Consider the following 20,709-nt stretch of genomic DNA (forward strand, 5'->3'; position numbering starts at 1 on the left):
ACCCATGGCAACATTAGATTTAAAACAGATCCGTAAAACTTATCGCAACGCGGACAACGAAACGTTAAAGGGCATCGACATTAGTATCGATTCGGGGGAATTTTTGATACTTGTCGGCCCTTCGGGGTGTGGAAAATCCACCCTAATGAACACCATCGCTGGGCTCGAAAATATTAGCTCGGGTGAAATCGTGATTGATGGTGTCGATGTGGCTCAGGTTGAACCTAAAGATCGCGATATTGCGATGGTATTCCAGTCGTACGCGCTTTACCCAAACATGACGGTACGCGGCAATATCGCTTTCGGTTTGAAGATCCGCAAGATGCCGCAGCAAGATATTGATGCAGAGGTAAACCGAGTAGCGGAAATGCTGCAAATTGAACAATTGCTGGATCGTAAACCGTCGCAGCTTTCTGGTGGTCAGCGTCAACGTGTCGCGATGGGCCGTGCATTGGCTCGCCGTCCTAAGCTGTATCTATTTGATGAGCCGCTTTCTAACTTGGATGCCAAGCTGCGTGTTGAAATGCGCCATCAGATTAAACGTCTGCACCAGAAGCTGAATACCACGATTGTTTATGTGACCCATGATCAGATCGAAGCTATGACTCTTGCGGATCGCATCGCAGTAATGAAAGACGGTGAACTGCAGCAACTCGGCACACCAAAAGAGATCTACACCAAGCCAAACAACATGTTCGTAGCGGGCTTTATGGGCTCACCATCAATGAACTTCATTAAAACCATGGTGGACTTGGATGACGATCAGAATCCAATCATTAAGGTTGTGGGCACGGCAGATCAAGAACACCACATTCGTTTACCACAAAGTATGCGCGACCAAGACGGCAAGGAATTGGTAATAGGGCTACGTCCTGAGCACATTACCGAGCAAGAAGGTGATGATGTGTCGGCAACCACAAAGCTAGACCTGCAATTGGAAGTATTAGAACCAACAGGGCCAGATACCATCGCAATGGTTAAAGTGAACGATCAAGAAGTCGCGTGTCGTTTATCGCCAGAATTTGAAGTGTCGGTTGGGCAAATGGCACCGCTTCATTTTGATTTATCAAAGGCGGTATTCTTCGATGCTCAAACCGAAGCGAGAATCGACTTCTAACTGCTAGTTGCTGAGTTAGTTTAACAATCAAAGTTCATGTCTAAATCAAAGGCAGTATCACCAACTACTAATAAGTAACGTGATGCTGCCTTTTTCGTTGTCTATACTTGCTTTTTATCCCTTATAAAAACAGAGGGATAAACGATATATATGCTTCTACTGCAATAATATCGTGATTTAGTATCCCTTAGCTCTATAAAGCTGACGTAGAAACGCGTAGGATCACACTACTTTAGACCAGAAACTAGGCTGCACCTTGGTGCATAAACAGAAGAATACATGAAACTAACAGCAAAACCAGCGGCGAATAACGCTTTACTTATTTCTATTACGACACCGGATTTTAAAGGTGACGAAGCAAAAGAGTCTCTTGCCGAACTTGCTCGCTTAGTGACAACCCTAGGGTTTAAAGTCGTCGGTACGCAATCGCAACACCACAGTTCATCTCAAAGACAGAATGTGTTGGGTGCGGGTAAGCTTGCCGAAATTGCACATCTAACTGGTTACCAAGGCTCTATTGAAGAAGCTGAAGATGAAGACTTTCTTGATGAGTCGGGTTTGTTTGATTCTGAAATCGATGAGCTAGATTTTGATGATCTTCCAACGGGCAACTTCCAATACGGTGCTGCTGATGTTGTGGTATTTGACTGTGATTTAAGCCCATCTCAAATGCGTACTGTTGAGGCGAGTTTGGGTGTGGAAGTATTTGACCGTACTGGCATCATCATCGAAATCTTTAGCCGTCACGCCCGTACTCGTACTGCTCGTCTGCAAGTTGATATCGCTCGTCTAAACTACTTAGTGCCACGTCTTCGTGAAACGGCTGAGGGCGATAAAGAGCGTCAAATGGGTCAGGGCGCCGGTGAAACTTCACTAGAGCTAGACCGTCGTAACGTACGTGACCAAATTGCTGCGCTTAAGCGTGAGCTAGTAAGCGTACAAGATGAAATGAAGACTCGACGCACAAGGCGCGCAGAGCTTTTCACTGTTGCTTTAGTTGGCTACACCAATGCCGGTAAATCTTCGATGATGCGTGCAATGACCGCAACCGAAGTGGTGGGAGAAGATAAACTGTTCGCAACACTAGATACTACGGTTCGTGCACTTCAACCGATTACTCAGCCACGTATCTTGGTTTCAGACACGGTTGGTTTCATCAAGAAATTGCCACACGATCTGGTTGCTTCGTTCCACTCAACGCTAGCAGAAGCGCATGATGCTTCATTGTTGCTTTATGTGGTTGATGCTTCTGACGTTTCATTCCGCGCACAACTTGATGTTGTACACGACGTATTAGCACAAGTGGGCGTTGAAGGTAGCGAAAAACTATTAGTGCTGAATAAGTGCGATAGATTGACTGAAGAACAGCAATTAGAGCTGATCGAAGAATTCCCAGATGCGATGCTAACGTCGACTCGTGATCCGTTAGATATCACTAAACTGCACAAATACATCGTTGGTGTTGCAGAAGAAGGCATGATCGAAGAAGAGATCACTATCCCTTATTCTGGCCAAGGCATCATCGGTGAGATTCGTTCAAACATGAGTGTGGTTAAAGAAGAGTACGATTACGAGTGTATTAAGTTGACTGTTCGTTCTAGTGAAATTGACTTAGCTCGACTGAAAAAGCGTATGCAGAAATCTTAATCTCTTAGCTAGTTTAAGAAGAATAACTAAAAGAAAAGCGACCCGTTAAGGTCGCTTTTTTTATTCGTTGAACTTAATTAACGCTGTATTGAAATGCCTAGGCCATTCTTTGCGTCGGCTTCCAGCGTGCTAGCTCTGGATCAAGCTTGATACCTTGCGAAGTCAGCAGGTTAACACGAGCTAAGTACGCAGCACCGTGCATCAGATGCTTAGCAAGATCAACGGCATTACGCTGTTGGTAATTATCTAAATAGCTGTCTTTTGCCCATGCGTTGAATGCGCCAAGTGCCGGGCCAGCCCATACTTGATAATCCATCTCACGACCTTGTTCACCTGTGTTTGACCAACGGCTAGAAAGGCCCAAGTACCAACGGAAAATCAACGCCATCTTACGCTTCGGGTTGCCTTCAGCACGTTCGATCTGTTTAGGGTCACGCTCGTTAAAGTGCGCCACAGTCCCTGCCCAAATGTCATCCAGTGTTGAACGGAATACTTGCTTCTCAAGCTTAAGGCGCTCTTCTACTGGAATCGCTTCAATCGAGTCATAACGTGTGTATAGCTCATACAGTTTGTTGGCACGCATTGGGAACAAGGTGCCACGCTTAACCACTTGCAGTTTCACGCCCATTTCGAACATGTCGGCCGCCGGAGCCATAGTCACGTCAGCCATTTCAGTTGTCGAAAGCAGCTTACGTGTGTGTTCGCTCGCGCCAGCCTCAACACACGCTTGGTTGATTGAACCAGTAACAATGTAAGCAGCACCCATGTTAAACGTCGCTAGAGCAGCGTCAGGCGTGCCTACGCCACCACCACAGCCAACACGTAGCGGTGTTTTGAATTGGTACTGAGCTTGAATCTGCTCTTTCAGTGCAAGAATCGTTGGTAGCAGTGTTACTAGCGGACGGTTGTCGGTGTGACCACCAGAATCGGCCTCTGCAGTAATGTCATCAGCCATAGGAACCAGCTGCGCCAGTTCCATCTGTTCTGTTGTGATTCGACCTTCATCAACTAGAGCTTGCAGCATTTTAGCTGGAGCTGGTTGCATGAACTTACTCGCGACTTCAGTACGGCTTACCTTAGCAATAACCTTGTTTCCAATCTGAATCTCACCTTGTGCATTACGGCTAAGGCCAGCGGCACGGTAGTGAACGATTTGCGGTGTTAAACCTAAGAAGGCTGAAGCCTCAACGGTTTTCACTTTGTGCTTCAAAAACAGCTCTACACTGCCGCGCTCTAGAGCGGGTTCGCTTGGGCTGTGAATCAGGTTAAACGCATAAGGACCGTTTGGCAGTGCTGCTTGAATACGGTTGATCGCTTGCTCAACGCGAGACGGGATTAAGCCCGCCGCGCCAAATGAACAAAGAATGCCAGCTTGGCCAAGCGCAATCACCAACTCTTCAGATGAAATGCCGTTTGCCATTGCGCCCGCATAGTAAGCGTATTTCACGCCATGACAGCGACGAAAATCTTCGTCGCCTAGGCTTTGTGTACCAAGAGCTGGAGCAAAGGCGCTAACAGGTTGGTTGTTCGCTGAGCTTGCTGAATCGCCCGATGCAATCTCAGCTTGTTGGCTAACACCTAAGCCTTTTTCTGGGTGGTTCACGACGTAACAAGCAAGGCTTAAGTCTTTCAATATTGTCGACATTGCTGCGTTATCAAAGCGAGTTGTGCTCTCTTCGATCTGCCAAGGCCACGGAGATAGCTTTTCGTTATTGATTGTAGTTTGAGTTGTCATACTAAATTCTTTCCTAGTTCTCTGTCAGGCTTATGCTTCTTCGATACAAATCGCGATGTCTTTCACTTCGTAAATACGCAGACCATCTTTGCTCAGGTTTGCGTCGCCAACGATGATGCGTTTGCCGTCTTCGTCTTTGATTGCGGTGATGTGTACATCCAGTGACATCTGTTTGTTCAGAGGGTTAATCTGACCACGGTATTTCCACTTCACTTCAGATTGAATTTGACCAAACTTCGGATTGCGGAAGCCAGCGCCAAGGTCTTTGTTTAGCGCGTAGGTTTGCATTAGTTCGATGATCGCTTCGACACCTAGAGAGCCTGGCATTACCGGATCTTGATGGAAGTGGAACTGGAAGAACCAATCGCTTGGGTCAATCGTACGCTCAGCGTATAGGTAACCCAGACCGTCTTTACCACCATCGCTGGTGATCTGCACCGTATCGATAAAGTTCAAGCGACCGCCAGCCAGTTGGTAGTGCTCTTGTACTTCACCAGCAGCAGAAACAGGTGCATTGAAGTAACGCGTCGTTTTGTCTAGTAGGTTGATGTTTACATCCGGCGTGCGATTGTTATCAACGTGCCAAGGGTGAGTTACTTTACCGTTGTCCAAACCCAGCTGATCTTTCAGTGCTGCGCCCTTGAAGTAACCAAATACCGCTGTACCTTGGTAGAAAGGCACGCCGTCAGTGCTCAGTTCGAAGCTGAAGCTCTGTACGATGTTGGTGCCCATCATTACTGTTGAAAGCAGACGAGAATCGTTGGTAATTGTTTTGCCACGCAAGTCGACGTTACGCAGCATTTTGCCGCTGCCATCTAGGTTGCGGAAAAACAGTTCTTCACCTGGGAAGCCCAGTGTTGTGCCCATGTAGCCAGAGATAAAGCCGTTTGGTTGCAGTGAAATCTCCATCAATACCGAGTAAGGCATTAGGGTCTGGTGGCTGTTTTCATCAAAGTACCATGCATTTTCTGGCACTTCGTACTCTGCGATACACGATGAAGGCTTCTTGAAGTCGCCACGCTTACCGTCGATCTCAACAACACGAGTAGTTAGCTGTAGGTCGCCACACGGAGTACGTGGTGGAATCATTCCACGGTAGATAGAGAAATCAGGACCGAAACATTTCTCGATATCGCCAGTCGCGAATTCGAACATGTGATAAGGCGTGAATGGAACCGTATCGGGTGTGCGGTTCGGGTAATCAGGCGTTATCGGAGCTTCAACGTGTTGAAGAGGAACGACACCTTTGTTTGGTGCAGTTTCTAGGTCTTCAATTTGAGCCATCAATGGCGCATTTGCTGAAGCTTGTTGGTTCATTGCTGGCGTATGGCCCAAGTTTTCGATAACAGGGGTCGCGACAGCTGTTTCTAAAGAAGGTAGGTAACGAGTACATTCGTCGTCTTCTTTGATCATCACACCCAAGTTTTGGAAATCAACAATCACTTTGCCGTTCAGCAAAATATCGATGTTGGCTTTTGCGTATGGGCGAGGGCTCAGACCAATCTCAGTCACTTCCATGCGGTAAGTCAGTTCTGCCGATTGTGGTAGAACTTGACCACGACAGCGTACTTGTTGAGGGGCATTTTCAAGTGGTTGGAAACGACCATTTTGGACAAGCGTGTGCATGCCAAGGTGCATCATGAAGAACTGAAGCAGTTGACCACAACCTTCTGCCATCAAAGAGCCAGCCATTACTGAATCATCTTTGAAGTGACAAGGGAAGTACCAGTGCTCAGGCTCTAGTTGCTTGTGACCTTCAATCAGACCAAGTCCCCATGTGCCACCTTGTGGTTCAACATGGCTAACCTTTTCGATCATCATGAACTTCTCTGAGCTGAAGCATAGAGAAGGCTGGTGGCTATTGGATTGGTGAGTTGGGCCAAAACACTCTGCAATGTTAGCAGTCAGTAGATGACGTAATTCTTGGTGGTTAAACTGCGTTTTAGGGCAATGCAACATAGGGTCGAAGCGTTGCTTAGTTGCAAGCTTACGCGCCTTAATTTCATCTTCAGTGTGAATCACACCTTTGCCATCTGCTAGCTCTTCATCAGTGAAGAAGCCTGCACAGCCGTTATCCATTTTCAGGATCATCTTGTCGCCAACGAAACATTCGTACGAGAAGAAGAACAGCAACGTGTCGCCATTGCGAGCAAAGTTGTTGATTGAGATATCGTAACGCAGCGTATCGCCACCACGAGGCAAGTCACCAAGGAAAGTCAGCGTACAATCAAGCAGGCGATAAACTCGCTCGCCTTTGTTTTCAAAATCGATACCTAAGTAGCTGATCAGCATTAGATCACACTGACCAGATTCAACTGCAACAGCCCAAGGGATCTGACCATCAACAAGATACGGCGCATCAACTGGGATGTCGTATTCGGTGGTCATTGTGCTTGGCTTATACTCGTTAACGGTCGCGTTTAGCTTAGTTACACGAGATACCAGTAGGTAGTCGGTGGTTGGTAGGCGAACGCGGCGCGAGTAGCTATCGATGATCGCGTAGTCAGGGCCAAATACGTTGGCGATGTCGCCTTCCGCGTATTCAACCAAATCATCGTAATCCCAGATACATGGTTTACGGATAGGTTTTACTGGTGCAGGTGTCGCAAGTGCGTTTACCGGCGCTGACTGAACCTGAGCTGGTTGAGTTTGAACAGGCTGAGCTGATGTTTGCTGACCAGTCGTTTGTTGACCATTCGTTTGTAGAGAAATGGCATTGCTATCTAAACCAGATGTCACTGCGTTTAGCTGTGCTTTTAATAGCGCATCAGCCATCTGCATGCCTTGGGCACGAGTGTGCAGGAATGCTTTGTGTACTTGCTGCGCCGCTTGCTGGTTTTGAGCAAAAGCTTGGTTGTGTGGTGTTACAGACGGCTGTAATGCTGCATCCGTATTAGCGTCGATATTCGATTCGCCATTTTTAGCGGATAGGACATGAGTCATATTGCTGTGGTTACCTGTTAGCTGACTGTGGCGAGTTGGCGCCAGAGTAGGGGATACTGATGTAGGAGTTTCGATGACTGGCTCTACCGCGTTCTGCGCTAATGCTTTCTTCTCTAACTCTTTTTGCACAAGAGCTGCTTGAATGCTTGCTGTCGTTGGAACCGACGCGACTCTTGCTGCTTGTTTACCAGAAGCTTTCTGTTGAATCGTTGCTAAGTTAGTCACTGGGGTTTGGGCAATATGTTGATAGATATCGCGACCACCAAGAGTCACTTGCTTAACCAATTGACGTTTAGCATCACTCGCCAGTTCACTGCTTAAACGAACGGAAAGTGATTGAGATTCAACACTCGATTGGCTTAGTAGCAGCTGTGAACATTGTCCTTCGCTGATGTTGGCAACCATCGCGCTCTTAGAGCTGATATTTGGATCCAGAGACTCAAGGTTCAGGTTGAGCAGACCGTGTAGCAGGCTTGCCATGCCAGAGGCTGCAGAGCAGTGACCAACACGTTGACTTGCTTGAGTCGTCTTTGTGTTCCCTAAACTTAGAGATGAAAACTGATGAGACGAAGACTCTGGTGCATGGTTAAGCTCAAGCAGAGAAACATCGTTCGAGCTCATACCGACTTGAGTCAGTAACTCATCAACAACGGCGTTGTTACGCTCGCTTGAGCCAAAGGCTAATGCGTTGATGCTGCCGTAAGCCGTATCTTGGTTGCTCGCTACTCGACCTTCTTCCACAAGAACAATTGCACCTGCGCCTTCGCCCACATTCCAACTGCCGTCTTGCGGTTGTCCGAATTTTGGAGCAAGTGACACTGGGCTCATGCTGTTCTTCAGAATCACATGTTCCGCACTGCCGCTTAGGTCGACGGCGGCAATCACAACGGCGTCCATCGACTCTTGCGACATTAGGTTTTGCGCGACATCGATACAACGAGCAACTGATTGTTCAGCGGCTGAAATCGTAAAGGCAGGGCCGTTAAAGTCCCACAATGAAGAGATACGCGAAGCCATGATGTTGCCGATGAAACTGGTGTATTGGTTCAGCTTGGCTGCGTCCATCACACTGTCCATCGCGATGGTTTCTAGCGCTTGGTATTCGTCTTGAGTTAGTTCGATACCCATGTTGGCAAAGCTGTCTGCCAGTTGGCTATGCAGGTTTACGCGTCCACGGAATTGGTGCATCTCAAGCTCAGTTTCCATCGCGACTAAAACCGCAACCTTTTGGCCTGCAACAAGCTTGGCATCTTTGATGGCTTCGTCTGCGACTTTCATCAGTAGCAACTGCTGAGAGATCAAACGGTCATCTTCATTTGGCGGCACTTTGAAGCGAAGGAAATCGAGATCGAATTGATCGATGTAGGCTCCGTTTGGAATGCCGGGTAAACCAAACTGATTCAGGAGTTCTGGATGTTGGTCTAAGCCTTTCCAGCGTTTCTTAGGCAAAGCAATGAAAGCATCGTTGTTGGTTTCAATCGCAGTGCTCAGTGCATTGATACTTTGCAGAGAACCGAAGTGAGACGCGAGGCCTGTAATGCTTAAATTAGACGGTTGTAGGCTTGGAGAAGCCGACTCTAAAGTCTGGTTTACATGACGAGTGTCTGAATACGCTTCAAGCAGTAAGTGAGCGTTACAACCACCGAAACCAAATACAGAAACACCCGCGCAGCGCTCTGGGTTGCCCGCTTTACTTGGCCAAGGTTGGACCTGAGTTGGTAGAGTCTGTGAGCCAAATAAACCTTCTGGCGAAGACAGTGGTTTGTCCAAGTTAATACTTGGCGGAAGCACACCTTCTTTCATCGCAAAGATCATCTTCATGATCCCCGGCATGCCTGCCGCAGTCAGCAAGTGACCGAGGTTGGACTTCGCAGAGCCAATCAATGGCGGGTTAGAACCATTCAATTTGTCAGCAAAGAAACGCTCCATTGAGGTTAACTCAACCTTGTCACCTAATGGTGTGCCGGTTGCGTGACACTCAATCACTTCGATACTGTCTGGTGTTAGGTTTGAAGCCAAGTAAGCGCGTTCAAAGGCTTGTACTTGTCCCTTGCTGTTTGGGCTTAATACGAACTGGCCACGGCCATCGTTCGACAAGCCAATACCGCTGACGACTGCGTAAATATTGTCGCCATCACGCTCTGCATCAGCTAAGCGTTTTAGGACTAAAACACCCGCACCTTCGCCAGCAAACAGCCCTTTACTGTTGCTATCAAACGGAACCGACACACCGTGGTCAGGGTAAGCGTGGAAGATCGAAAAACCCATGTTGATAAAGAATGGGTCAGCACCGGATACCGCGCCTGCCAACATCATGTCGGCTTTGCCTGTGTTCAAGTAATCACACGCTAACTTCAATGAATACACTGAGCTTGCACATGCCGCGTCTAGGCTAAGTTGCACGTTGCCTAAACCCAATGCATCAGCCACTAACTTAGAGGCGTTATGTGCTGCAGCACCATTGATAGGATTGAGGTTTTGCGCGGTTTCATTGGTTGGTAGCAGTGAAAACTGGTCATTAGCTAATTTAGCTTGTAGTGCTTTTTCGACCACTGAATGATACATCGGCAGAAACAGGTCGTTTGAGCGTGTGGTTGGGAACGAAAGGGCACCCATGATCACGCCTGTGCGCTCTAAAACATCGGCATTTAAATCAATGCCGGCGTCGACTAACGCCTTACGACTGGTATCCAAAGCCCATAGGAAACTCTGGTCAACACCGTCGAATGATTCTGCTGTTAAGCGGTAGCCATTACTATCGAAATTGAAATTTTCGATGTAGCCGCCTTTGTCACAGTAAAAGCGGTCTGATTCGCCTTGCACGCCCTGATAGCTTTCAGGTTTAGCACCTAACTTTTCAGCGCTTAATGTGGTGCGAGAATCTTTTTTATTCAGCAAGTTATGCCAAAAGTCTTTTGGCGTATCCGCTTCTGGGTATTGATTAGCAATACCAACAATCGCGATCTTATTGCACTTCACTTGCTGGTTATTCTTAGCTTGAGCCTGATACTGGTTCGATTGAGAACTCATACTAGCTCTCCTTGATGATTCACTGCGCTACCTTTAGACACACCACTTAATTGCTTAGCGGCGGTGATCTGTTGTTCTAGCCCTTGAATTAGTGGCTCGACAGACAGTGGGATTTGATGAGTAATGAGCTGACCAATGCATTTGATGAGCGTGACAACATCGTCACCGCCTTTGGCATTGGAAGCGATTGTGCAGTATTGGTCGGCTACGTTGTCGCTACGATTGATCTTGTCGATCAATGTGCTGGTTTGACGATCGGCACCGACTTCGACAAACAGGCGAGCACCTTGTTGACGCGCACTCTGGATCAACGCGGTGAAATCTAACGTTGAACAGAAGGTGTCGGCAATCGAAAGGGCGATGCTGTCGCTGTCGATATTGATTGGTGCGCCAGTCGGTAGACCGGCTGCGCTGATAAAGCGGATATGCTTTGGCAACTCGCCGAACAGTGGTTGTGTGTAAAAATCGCGTACTTGGCTATGCTGGCTTAGTGCTGGTGTGGTGTGCATTGCAGTAACACGATTAGCGGCAATGCCACGTTTACCCAGTTTCTTGAGCAATGCACGACATGTGCTTTCACAACCTGCCAGTACGCAAGTGTCACCTTGGATGATAGCGAGATAAGCGCGTGGGAATTCTGGTAACAGAGCCTCAATCGCTTGCGCATTACTGCGAACCACAAAGCTGTTCCATTGGATGCTTTCGTCGCCGTTCAGCTGCCAATCTTGACGCACTGCGGTGAGTTCACCAGAAATAGCCGTCGTGAAAATAGGGCTAGTTTGAGTCATCTCAATCAGCGCATGTGGGTTTTTCCAAACATTCAAGCTCGCCCACATGGAGGCTTCACCCTTGGAATAGCCCAAGGCGAAATCTGGCTGCACTTTGAATTCATCACACAGCAGTTGTGTTAACAGATAACTACTGCCCACACCTGCAATTGCCAGCTCACTGAGCGACATTTCTTGCGCATCGTCAGCATAGGTTTTTTCAGCCTGTAGCATCTCTTTCAAGTTACCTTCGCGCTCTAAGCGGGCAAATAACTGTGGGAAATGGTGGTGAAATTCACGCAACATACCGGGATAAACCGTGCCAACACCAGGGTAAACAAATGCAACGCCACCTTTGCTTTGAGGCTTCGGTGAGAAACAACTGCCCGCTGGCGTTTTGTATTGGTTATTGTCAGCCATTACTTTTGGCAACGCATTTTCTAGCGCTGTGATCTCTTGTAGTGCAGCATCGATTGAAGCCGCTTGAATCACGATGTTCGCGCTAAGTCCTGCATTGTGCTGAACGCTTTGAAAGTGGCTTAGGTTTGAATGCATTAAGCTGGCGATAGCAAGTTCGCTGTCCTCTGAGTCGTTAACGCATTTAAGCTCTGCTCTTAGTGAAGCTAGCTGATAAACCAAATCGGCTTGTTCGTTGCCTGAAACCACAAACATCAAACGCTCGCTTGATAGCAAGGGTTTTGGTTCTTGCAAACCTGTCGCTTGAGTCAATATCAGGCTGGTGGATTTTTGGCTATTGTCATTGAAGGTCAATGATGCAACACGCGCTTTGTTCGGCTCAGTGAACCAGTAATGGTTAGGTAATGAACGGCTCGATATCGCATTAACCATATTCAACAATTCATCAAACTGCTGCGAAGCAGATAGGGTTGAGTATTGCTGTTGATGGCTTAAATCTGAAGCGGGGCGGCGTGACATCTCTAGAGCAAGCTGAACGCTATCTCCATTATTTAGATCGAGAGTTTCGGCAAAGCCCGCTAAATTCGCGTGTGGGTGAATCTTATTCTGAGCAGCATTCAACGCACTTAACATCAACAATGATGGTGAGTGAGAATCCAAACAGAGTTTAACAGCAGTGCCTTGATTTACAGTCTCAATCGCACGGCTAAGTGCTTGATTAAAATTGCCATCAACCACAACAGTTATCATGTCTGGGAACGAGGGGAATAAGTCGGCAGAAAGCTCAGCCGCGTTTGCTGGCTGAGCTAAAAGAGCGATGCGCAATGGCATCGCTTTATTAGAAGGAACAGTCACTATGACAATTGCTCCTTTTCTGCGTTCTTAGTAGCCTCTTTCTTCGATACTGCTGAGCTAGACTTCGGCAAAAATGCGTCGTTTAAGCTCTTGCTGATGGTGACTTTTGCACCTTTCATTACTGCGCTTAAACGACCATCCTGGTGGTAAAGCGAGATATCAGCTTGCAGCGAACGAGCCGTGCTTTTTATCACGCTCAGCTCTAGCCAACCTTGGTCACCATTGTGCATCGGTGCGTAACAAACAAACTCACTGATTGCAGACGGTAGGCTTGCCGCGCCGTATTTCAATCGAGCCCATACCAGCATTGCTTGCAACAGATAATCTTCAGCAAATGGCTGACTATCGCCAAAACCTTGCTTAGGAATAAATGATCCGCAGTCGCTGTTTTCAATCTGAGGCAATTGGCACTGAGCCAGTAAGCCTAAGTCGTCAAAGCGTTCAACTGAGGTAATACCTTGCAGTCTTGGTCCGTGAAACAGAGTGCCGTCGCTGTATAGATCTTGTGCCGTTGTTACAGGTGCTGGAGTGTTGGCTTCAAAGCGCTTTTCTGACGCTTGTTGAACATCTTCAGACACTTGCACAGAGGCAACTTGCAACTGAGCTTGATACTGTGGTCGCTCTTGGCAACTGATCACCGCTTTTAGCTGATCTTTTGATTTAGCATCAGAGGAAAGAACCAGTTTTAGCTCTTGCACTTTATCAGTATCAAAAATCACACCCTTAAGCAGTTTGTAGTTGTGAACGCTAACGTTCACCCCTAACAGTTGCTCTGCCACTTCACGCATCCATTGGATGGCACACACTGTCGGTAACACTGGGTTACCGGCAATGCAGTGATCTTGAATGAAAGGCAAAGCCTTAGGATCAAGATGACGTGTCACAGTGATGCTTGTATTCAGCGGACTCTTTGCAAGATGCACAGACTCCGCATTAAGCTTTTTTACAGCAGCTTCCTTGTTGTCAGAACCTTGCATGCTCGTACCAACCAGCAGCTGAATGCCAGTTTCGTTCAGTAGTTGAGAACTAAACAGCTCTGCACCTGCCTGAAGAGGAATTACGTACACACCGCGCTCTGTGAACATACGTTTCAGTGCTGCGTTAACCATGCCACCGTCCCACGGTCCCCAGTTGAAGCTCATCACTTTCGCTTGAGGGTTGCGAGCAGACAATTGTAGAGCCGCTTTGTTTAGGATCTCGTTAGACATCGAGTAATCACTTTGGCCAGTGTTTCCGTAGAAACCCGCCGCCGAAGAGAACATCGCAATCAGTTTTAGCTTGCTGCTATCAAGACCACCAAGAACCGCTTCTAGTCCGCCCACTTTGGTGCCGTAAACCATGTTCAGTTCATCGAGTGTTTTATCTTGAATGTGCTTGTCAGCCAGTACGCCTGCGCCGTGGATAAGCCCCGTGATACCGTCGAAATTCGCCAGCGTTTTCGCTACTGACTCATGGTTCGACACATCTAGGCTTAGGTACTCAGCGCTCGCGCCAATCTCGTTGAAAGCGGCAAGTGCTGCGTTGATTTCAAGGCTGCTTAATACAGGTTTCAGCAAAGCATCAACTTTCTTCGGCGTTGGTTTGTCACCTGTTGCTTGTAGGTGAGCGATAGCCGCTGGTTTTAGCTCTTTCTCTTGCTTGCCTTGTGCCCACTGAGGTAGCTCAGCTGAAGTAATATGCTTACTACGACCTGCAAGAATGAAGTGAGACTTACATTGCTTAGCAAGCGTCAGTGCACATTCAAACGTCACGCCTTTAGCGCCACCAGTTACGAGAATTTTGTCGCTCTTGGTGAGTTGAGCGCCTGTGTTCTTCGTTTGTGCAGCACCCGGTGTTGCCGCAATCAATGTTGAACGACCAGATTCCCCGTTTTCTGCATGGCTAAGGCCGATTTCAACCGTGTTGGTATCGATATCGAACAGTTCGCTTGTGATAGCTTCAGCTAGGTGACGAGCATCAATAGAAACGTCAGCATCCAATGCACGGCAGAACACGTTTGACCATTCATGGCTCAGTGTCTTAGTTAGACCAGACAGTGCTGCTTGGTTAAGTTCTGCATTCGCTAGTTGCTTAGTATCTAGGTAACCAAAGCCACCATCGATACGGCTTAGTGTGAAGAACACACTACGACCAGAAACGGCATTCAGTTGGCCATTTAGGTGCTTCGCGAATAAGAACGCTGTGGTTAGTGAAGCTCTTGAGTCTGCATTCAAGTTAACCGCTTGCTCGTTGCTTTGTTTCGCATCAACGATAGCTTGTAAATGAATGAAGCCAGCAATCACTTTGTTCGACGTTTTAAGGTCTGCTTCAATGTCGTTAATAACTGTAATCACACCAGCATCATCGACGCTGTTGAGCGTGTAGCTTGCGATTTCACTGTTTAAAGGTGACGCGGCAGAAAGGGCACTACGCACTACGGCAACTTGAATGCCGTTAGCGGTCAACTTTTCTGCTAGAACACCAGCGTTGTGACCATCATCTGTGATCACGACGCAAGCGTCTTTTGAGAAACAATCGACGAGTTTATCTGCCGCTGGTAGCTTTTTTAGCGCTACCTCATTGTGTGGAGGAAGTTCCGCTGTCGCTGTTTCTGCGATAGGCGTTACCGATTCAGCTTTTGGAGTTGCTACCGGTGCAACAGCGGATAGCTTGCTTTGCATGTAAGTAACGATTTCACCAAGCGTACGACACTCAGCTAGGTCTTCAGGGTTTAGTTCTGGCAGCGTTGGTAGCTGGTCTTGAACTGTACCTAGAATCTCAACACGTTTGATAGAGTCGATACCAAGGTCTGCTTCCATGTCCATCGCTAGGTCGAGCATTTCTGCTGGGTAACCTGTTTTGTCGGCAACCACTTCCATCATGGTTGATTGAACATGATCAGGGTTTAGGTCGTTACTTGCGCTTTCTACAGCGGCTGTAGCTGTTTCTGGAGCGACTGTCGCAGCTTCTGAACTAGGAGCTAATTTGCTGTTCATGTAGTCAACGATTTCGCCAAGAGTACGACACTCAGCTAGATCTTCAGGGTTCAGCTCTGGCAATGTTGGTAGCTGGTCTTGAACTGTTCCAAGGATCTCAACACGTTTGATTGAGTCGATGCCAAGGTCTGCTTCCATGTCCATTGCTAGATCAAGCATTTCTGTTGGGTAGCCCGTTTTATCAGCCACTACGCTTAGCATTGTGCCTTGAACTTGTTCTGCGTTTAAACCGTTTGATACTGCTTGTACTGGAGCAGATGCTTGAGCAGCTACTGGAGCAGAAGCTGGAAGCTTGCTATTCATGTAAGCAACGATTTCGCCAAGAGTACGACACTCAGCGAGATCTTCAGGGTTTAGCTCTGGAAGAGTCGGTAGCTCGTCTTGAACCGTACCTAGAATTTCAACACGCTTGATTGAGTCGATACCAAGGTCAGCTTCCATGTCCATTGCTAGGTCTAGCATTTCAGTCGGGTAGCCTGTCTTCTCAGCGACCACTTCTAACATGGTTTTCTGAACGACAGCGGCATCTAGTCCGTTGTTAGATGTTACCGGAGCAACTACTTCGATTTGTGCTGCAACCGGTGCAGACGCTGGAAGCTTGCTGTTCATGTAGGCAACAATTTCACCTAGAGTGCGACACTCAGCTAGGTCTTCAGGGTTTAGCTCTGGAAGAGTAGGCAGTTCATCTTGAACCGTACCAAGAATCTCAACACGTTTGATTGAGTCGATGCCAAGGTCTGCTTCCATATCCATTTCTAGATCAAGCATTTCTGTTGGGTAACCTGTCTTCTCAGCAACCACTTCTAGCATGGTTTGTTGAACGACTTTCGCATCAAGACCGTTAGCAGCTTGAACAGGAGCAGTTGCGCTTGGCTGTGCTGCCACAGGCGCTGATGCTGGCATCTTGCTGTTCATGCTTTTACTGTTCATGTACTCGACGATTTCACCAAGAGTACGACACTCAGCTAAATCTTCAGGGTTCAGCTCAGGTAGGTTCGGCATTTCATCTTGAACGGTACCAAGGATCTCTACGCGCTTGATTGAGTCGATACCAAGGTCTGCTTCCATGTCCATTTCTAGATCAAGCATTTCCGTTGGGTAACCCGTTTTCTCAGCAACTACTTCTAGCATCACTTTTTCAGCATCGGCTGATTGCACTGCTACTGGTGCAGCCACAGGAGCTGGTTGCGCTTTAACTGGCACAGGTTGAGCTGCAACAGGCGCTGCCGCTTGAGCCGCTACTTGTGGTGCAGAACCAGCTTTCTGTACTGGAGCTTGTTGAGCTGTTGTATTTTGAACCGGTGCAGCTTGAACAGACTGAGCTTGTACAGGAGTCGCTTGTACTTGAGCTACAGGCTGTTGAACGATAGCTGTTGGAGTAGCTTGAATCACTGGCTGAGCATTTACAGACGCAACGAAGGTAGGTTGTGCCGTTTGTACTGAACCTTGCGTCAGCATATTAAGTGCAGAGCTGTTGCTGTGCGCTTGCATCTCTAGGTAATGAGCGTGCGCTTTGAGCGTTTCAGCTTGGTGCTGGTGGAACATTTCCATAGAACGTTGCAGGTTCTCAGGAATTGCTACGCCTGCCGTTGCCATTTTCGCTTGCTCAGACATTAGGGTGTTGAATGTGTCACCGTATTGCTGAGGAATCGCCAAGAATTGCTGATGTACTTCTGCTGCTTGTTGTTGAGCATTGAAGAACGATTGCAGTGAAGATTCATCAACCGTTACTTGAGCTGCTGGCTGAATAGTCGCTGGTGCAGCTTGCGCCACTTGAGGTTGCTGAGCTACTTGTGCACTTGGTGCTGCTGCAACTGACTGTTGTACATTTGAAGCTTGAGGAGCAGCCACAGGTACTTCAACAATTTCTGTTTTAATCACTTCTTTTTCCACGATTTTCTCGACTTCAACTTTCACTTCAACAATCTCAGTCTTTTCGGTGACGTTGCCCGAAGCCAATGATTGATCCATTTTCTTACGAGTAGCAGGGCTGATGTAGTTGGTTGCATTCAGCTTGATGTTCATTGGTGATGCCTTTGCAGGTTCAGCAATGTCAGCTTGGTAAGGGTCAATGTTGTCTAATGAAACACCTGCCACGCACAGTTGAACTGCAGCTAAACGAAGCTGTTGGTCACTGTCGCCTTTAGGGCTTGGGTTGATGCTGATTGCGTAAAGCTCTTCGTTCTTATCAGCCAATGTTTTCTCAACCAGCTTTTGAAGAATGTTCTTCGGACCGAACTCAACGAATACACGCGCACCGGCTTCATACATCGCTTCAATTTGCTCGCTGAAACGAACCGATTGCAGCATGTGTTGCTTGAACGCTTTCTTGATCGCTTTAGCGTCTTTGCTGTGCAGTTTGCCCGTTGCGTTCGAGTAAAGCGGCAGCGTTGGAGCGCTGAATGAAGCTTTATCAATTGCAGAAGCAAATGGTTTTTGAGCGTGAGCAACAAGCGGTGTGTGGAAAGCACCAGACACTGGCAGAGCAATCGCCTTGAAGCCTTGTTCTGTTAGCGCTTGTGCTGCTTGTTGAACCGTCGCAGTTGGACCTGCAATAACCAGTTGAGTCGGAGCGTTGTAGTTGGCAATGCTCACGCCTTCGAATTGGCTGATGCAGCTTTCAACGGCTGGAAGTTTGTCTGCGTCTAGGATGACCGCAAACATAGTACCGCTGTCGCCTTGTTCTGGTGTCGCTGCCATCGCATCGCCACGAGCGAAAGCTAGCTGGTAGTAATCGTCTTGCGAGATAACACCCGATGCACATAGTGCACTTAGCTCACCAAAGCTGTGTCCTGCGACCATGTCGGCTTTGAAGCCAGCTTGAGTCATGATGTCGAACTGACCCATAGACACAGTACCAATCGCACTTTGAGCATTGGCCGTATTGGTTAACACAGCTTCTTGAGCTTTGGTTGCTTCTGGTGTGAAAGTTGGAATTGGGAACAGAATTTGCGACAGAGCCGTTTTCTTGTGCTGACCAAATACCTGATCCGCTTGAGCAAGCTGTTGACGCATCTCTGGGTAGTGACAAGCAAGCTCGCGACCCATGTTTAGGTATTGCGAACCTTGACCAGCAAATAATGCAGCCACTTTACCAGCACCGTTTTCAGCAATCAGTGCCGACTCACGGTAGCTAGTACCGTTTGGCATTTGCCAATGTGCTTTGGTTTGGCCCTCAAGCATAGAAACCGCTTGAGTCAGTTGTGTTTGAAGGTCTGCTTGGTCAGTTACAACTAAACCAAGGCGAGCGTGCTTAGCGTCTACTTCGCGTAGAGCGTGCTGCTCAGCAAGCGCTTCTAGTTTGAATGCGGCTAGTTTGAATGCGGCATCTGCAGCTTGAGTTGAAACCTGCTTGAGCTCATTGATCAGTGCTTGACGAGATTCCGCGCTGAATAACAGAGTTTGCGGTACTTGGCGTTGACGGTATTTGTCACCGCGAGCGTGTTCTGGTGTGTACTCTTCCAATACTACATGGAAGTTCGTGCCACCAAATCCAAACGAGCTGATGCCTGCACGGCGCGGTGTGCCGTCGACACGCTTCATCCAAGGACGCGTTTGTGTGTTTAGGTAGAACGGTGAGTTCTCGATATCCAGCTTAGGATTCGGAGCCGATACGTTAATCGTTGGCGGCAGTACTTTGTGGTGCAGTGCTAATGCAGCTTTGATTAAACCGGCAGTACCCGCGGTTGATTTAGTGTGACCAATTTGAGATTTCACAGAGCCTAACGCAATGTGTTGCTTCTCTTCATTGTTCTCACTGAATACCGAGTTTAAGCCACCAAATTCAGCCACATCGCCCGCTGCAGTACCTGTACCGTGCGCTTCTAAAAGGCCAAGTGTGTGCGGTGCGAAACCAGCATCATCGTAAGCACGTTTCAGTGCTTTTGCTTGTCCTTCAGGGCGAGGTGCGTAAATACTCTTGAACTTACCATCCGAAGAAGAACCGACACCTTTTATCACGGAGTAAATTCTGTCGCCGTCGCGCTCTGCATCTTCAAGGCGCTTCAGAGCAACCATACCGATACCTTCACCAATCATCATGCCTTTTGAGTCGATGTCGAAAGGTTGAATGGTTTCATTGGTGGTAAACGCAGGTGTTTTAGAGAAGCTCATGTACATGGTTGGCGAGTTATCAGTACACACACCACCTGTGATCATCATTTCACTGCGGCCTTCAACCAGCTCACTTAGAGCCATACGCATTGCGGCTAGAGAACCTGCACACGCAGCATCTACTACACAGTTGATGCCACCAAGGTCAAACCGGTTAGCAATACGACCTGATATTACGTTACCCAATGAACCTGGGAATGAGTTCTCTTCCCAGTGGATGTATTGGTCTTGGAATTTTTTGATCAGCATTTCGCTGTCATCGTCGCTGATACCACTGCTCTTGAAGACTTTTTTCAAAACAGGGTATTGAAGACGAGCATTTAGGCTTTGAGCGATCTTCTGACCACCACCAACACCGAGCGTGATACCGATCTTATCGCGATCGTAGCCTTCAGGCAGCTTGGCATCTTCAAGTACTTCTTTTGCAACGATCAGAGAAAGCAGCTGTGAGGTATCAGTCAGTTCTAGGATATTTGGCGGAAGACCGAACTCCATAGGGTTGAAGTCTACTTCTGGGATGAAACCACCGCGCTTACAGTAAGACTTGTCTGGCGTAGTACGATCTGAATCGTAGTAATCTTCTGGACGCCAGTGCGTATCTGGTACTTCAGTAATCGCATCGATCTTTTCGCTGATAAGATCCCAAAATTTATTCAGGTAGCGAGAGTTTGCAAACATGCTCGCCATACCAACGATAGCGACAGGCATATCTTTAAGGCGTTTATTCAGTCGAGAATCGTCGACTGATTCCGGTGTATTTGTCTCGGGTTGGCTCATTATGAGTCTCCACTAGAAATCACAGAAAGTGATGTCGTGTTTTGAGGCTGCGCTTTTAAAGCTATAGAAAGAAAATCTGAAACAGACTTAGGGAAGCGCAGCTGAAAATTCAGGTTGCTGAGTGGCGGCAACCAGATAGAAATTAGTTTTTCGAAGTGCGTTGACTTACGAGAGTAGGGGAGGTGTTTCATGCGCGACGGTGGCATTCAAATGTTGAGGCGATGTCCATTAAAATCCTGTTCAAAGTCTGACTAAACGACAAGTCGGTATCCGCAAAGAAAACGTGTGAATTTGTTTAATGGTTGAGCAGGCTACCCGAGGTGAGTGGTCGAT

Annotated in this window: 7 protein-coding genes; 2 read left to right on the forward strand and 5 right to left on the reverse strand. The window is 47.7% G+C overall.

Annotation, left to right across the window (positions count from 1 at the left end):
• The first annotated feature begins 4 nt into the window (after positions 1-4).
• Positions 5-1,117, forward strand: coding sequence for an ABC transporter ATP-binding protein (locus ED652_RS06195; protein WP_122053868.1), 1,113 nt, complete (start codon positions 5-7; stop codon positions 1,115-1,117).
• Between the two features lie 279 nt (positions 1,118-1,396).
• The gene (hflX, locus tag ED652_RS06200; protein WP_010439465.1) at positions 1,397-2,764 is read left to right on the forward strand and encodes a GTPase HflX; all 1,368 of its coding nucleotides are present in this window, start codon (positions 1,397-1,399) and stop codon (positions 2,762-2,764) included.
• A gap of 97 nt (positions 2,765-2,861) precedes the next feature.
• Here hflX and pfaD read toward each other — a convergent pair whose 3' ends face one another.
• Genes pfaD through ED652_RS24140 form a run of 5 tightly spaced genes read right to left on the reverse strand, consistent with a single transcriptional unit; the run spans position 2,862 to position 20,567 of the window.
• Entirely contained in the window at positions 2,862-4,499 is a 1,638-nt protein-coding gene (pfaD, locus tag ED652_RS06205) for an eicosapentaenoate synthase subunit PfaD (protein WP_122053870.1), read from the reverse strand.
• A gap of 30 nt (positions 4,500-4,529) precedes the next feature.
• Complete coding sequence (locus tag ED652_RS06210; RefSeq protein ID WP_122053872.1) at positions 4,530-10,472, reverse strand: beta-ketoacyl synthase N-terminal-like domain-containing protein; 5,943 nt, start codon at positions 10,470-10,472, stop codon at positions 4,530-4,532.
• Positions 10,469-12,511, reverse strand: coding sequence for a PfaB family protein (locus ED652_RS06215; protein ID WP_122053873.1), 2,043 nt, complete (start codon positions 12,509-12,511; stop codon positions 10,469-10,471). Before ED652_RS06215 ends, ED652_RS06210 begins: the two co-directional genes overlap by 4 nt.
• Positions 12,511-20,376 (reverse strand): type I polyketide synthase, encoded by a 7,866-nt coding sequence (locus ED652_RS06220; protein ID WP_122053875.1) that lies wholly within the window; start codon positions 20,374-20,376, stop codon positions 12,511-12,513. The genes ED652_RS06215 and ED652_RS06220 overlap by 1 nt, the downstream gene beginning before the upstream one ends.
• A complete protein-coding gene (locus ED652_RS24140; RefSeq protein WP_017098773.1) occupies positions 20,376-20,567 on the reverse strand; it encodes a hypothetical protein in 192 nt (63 codons plus the stop codon). The genes ED652_RS06220 and ED652_RS24140 overlap by 1 nt, the downstream gene beginning before the upstream one ends.
• Between the last annotated feature and the right edge of the window lie 142 nt (positions 20,568-20,709).

The organism is Vibrio sp. Evd11 (genome assembly GCF_900382755.1).
In the GTDB taxonomy this organism is placed as follows: domain Bacteria; phylum Pseudomonadota; class Gammaproteobacteria; order Enterobacterales; family Vibrionaceae; genus Vibrio; species Vibrio lentus.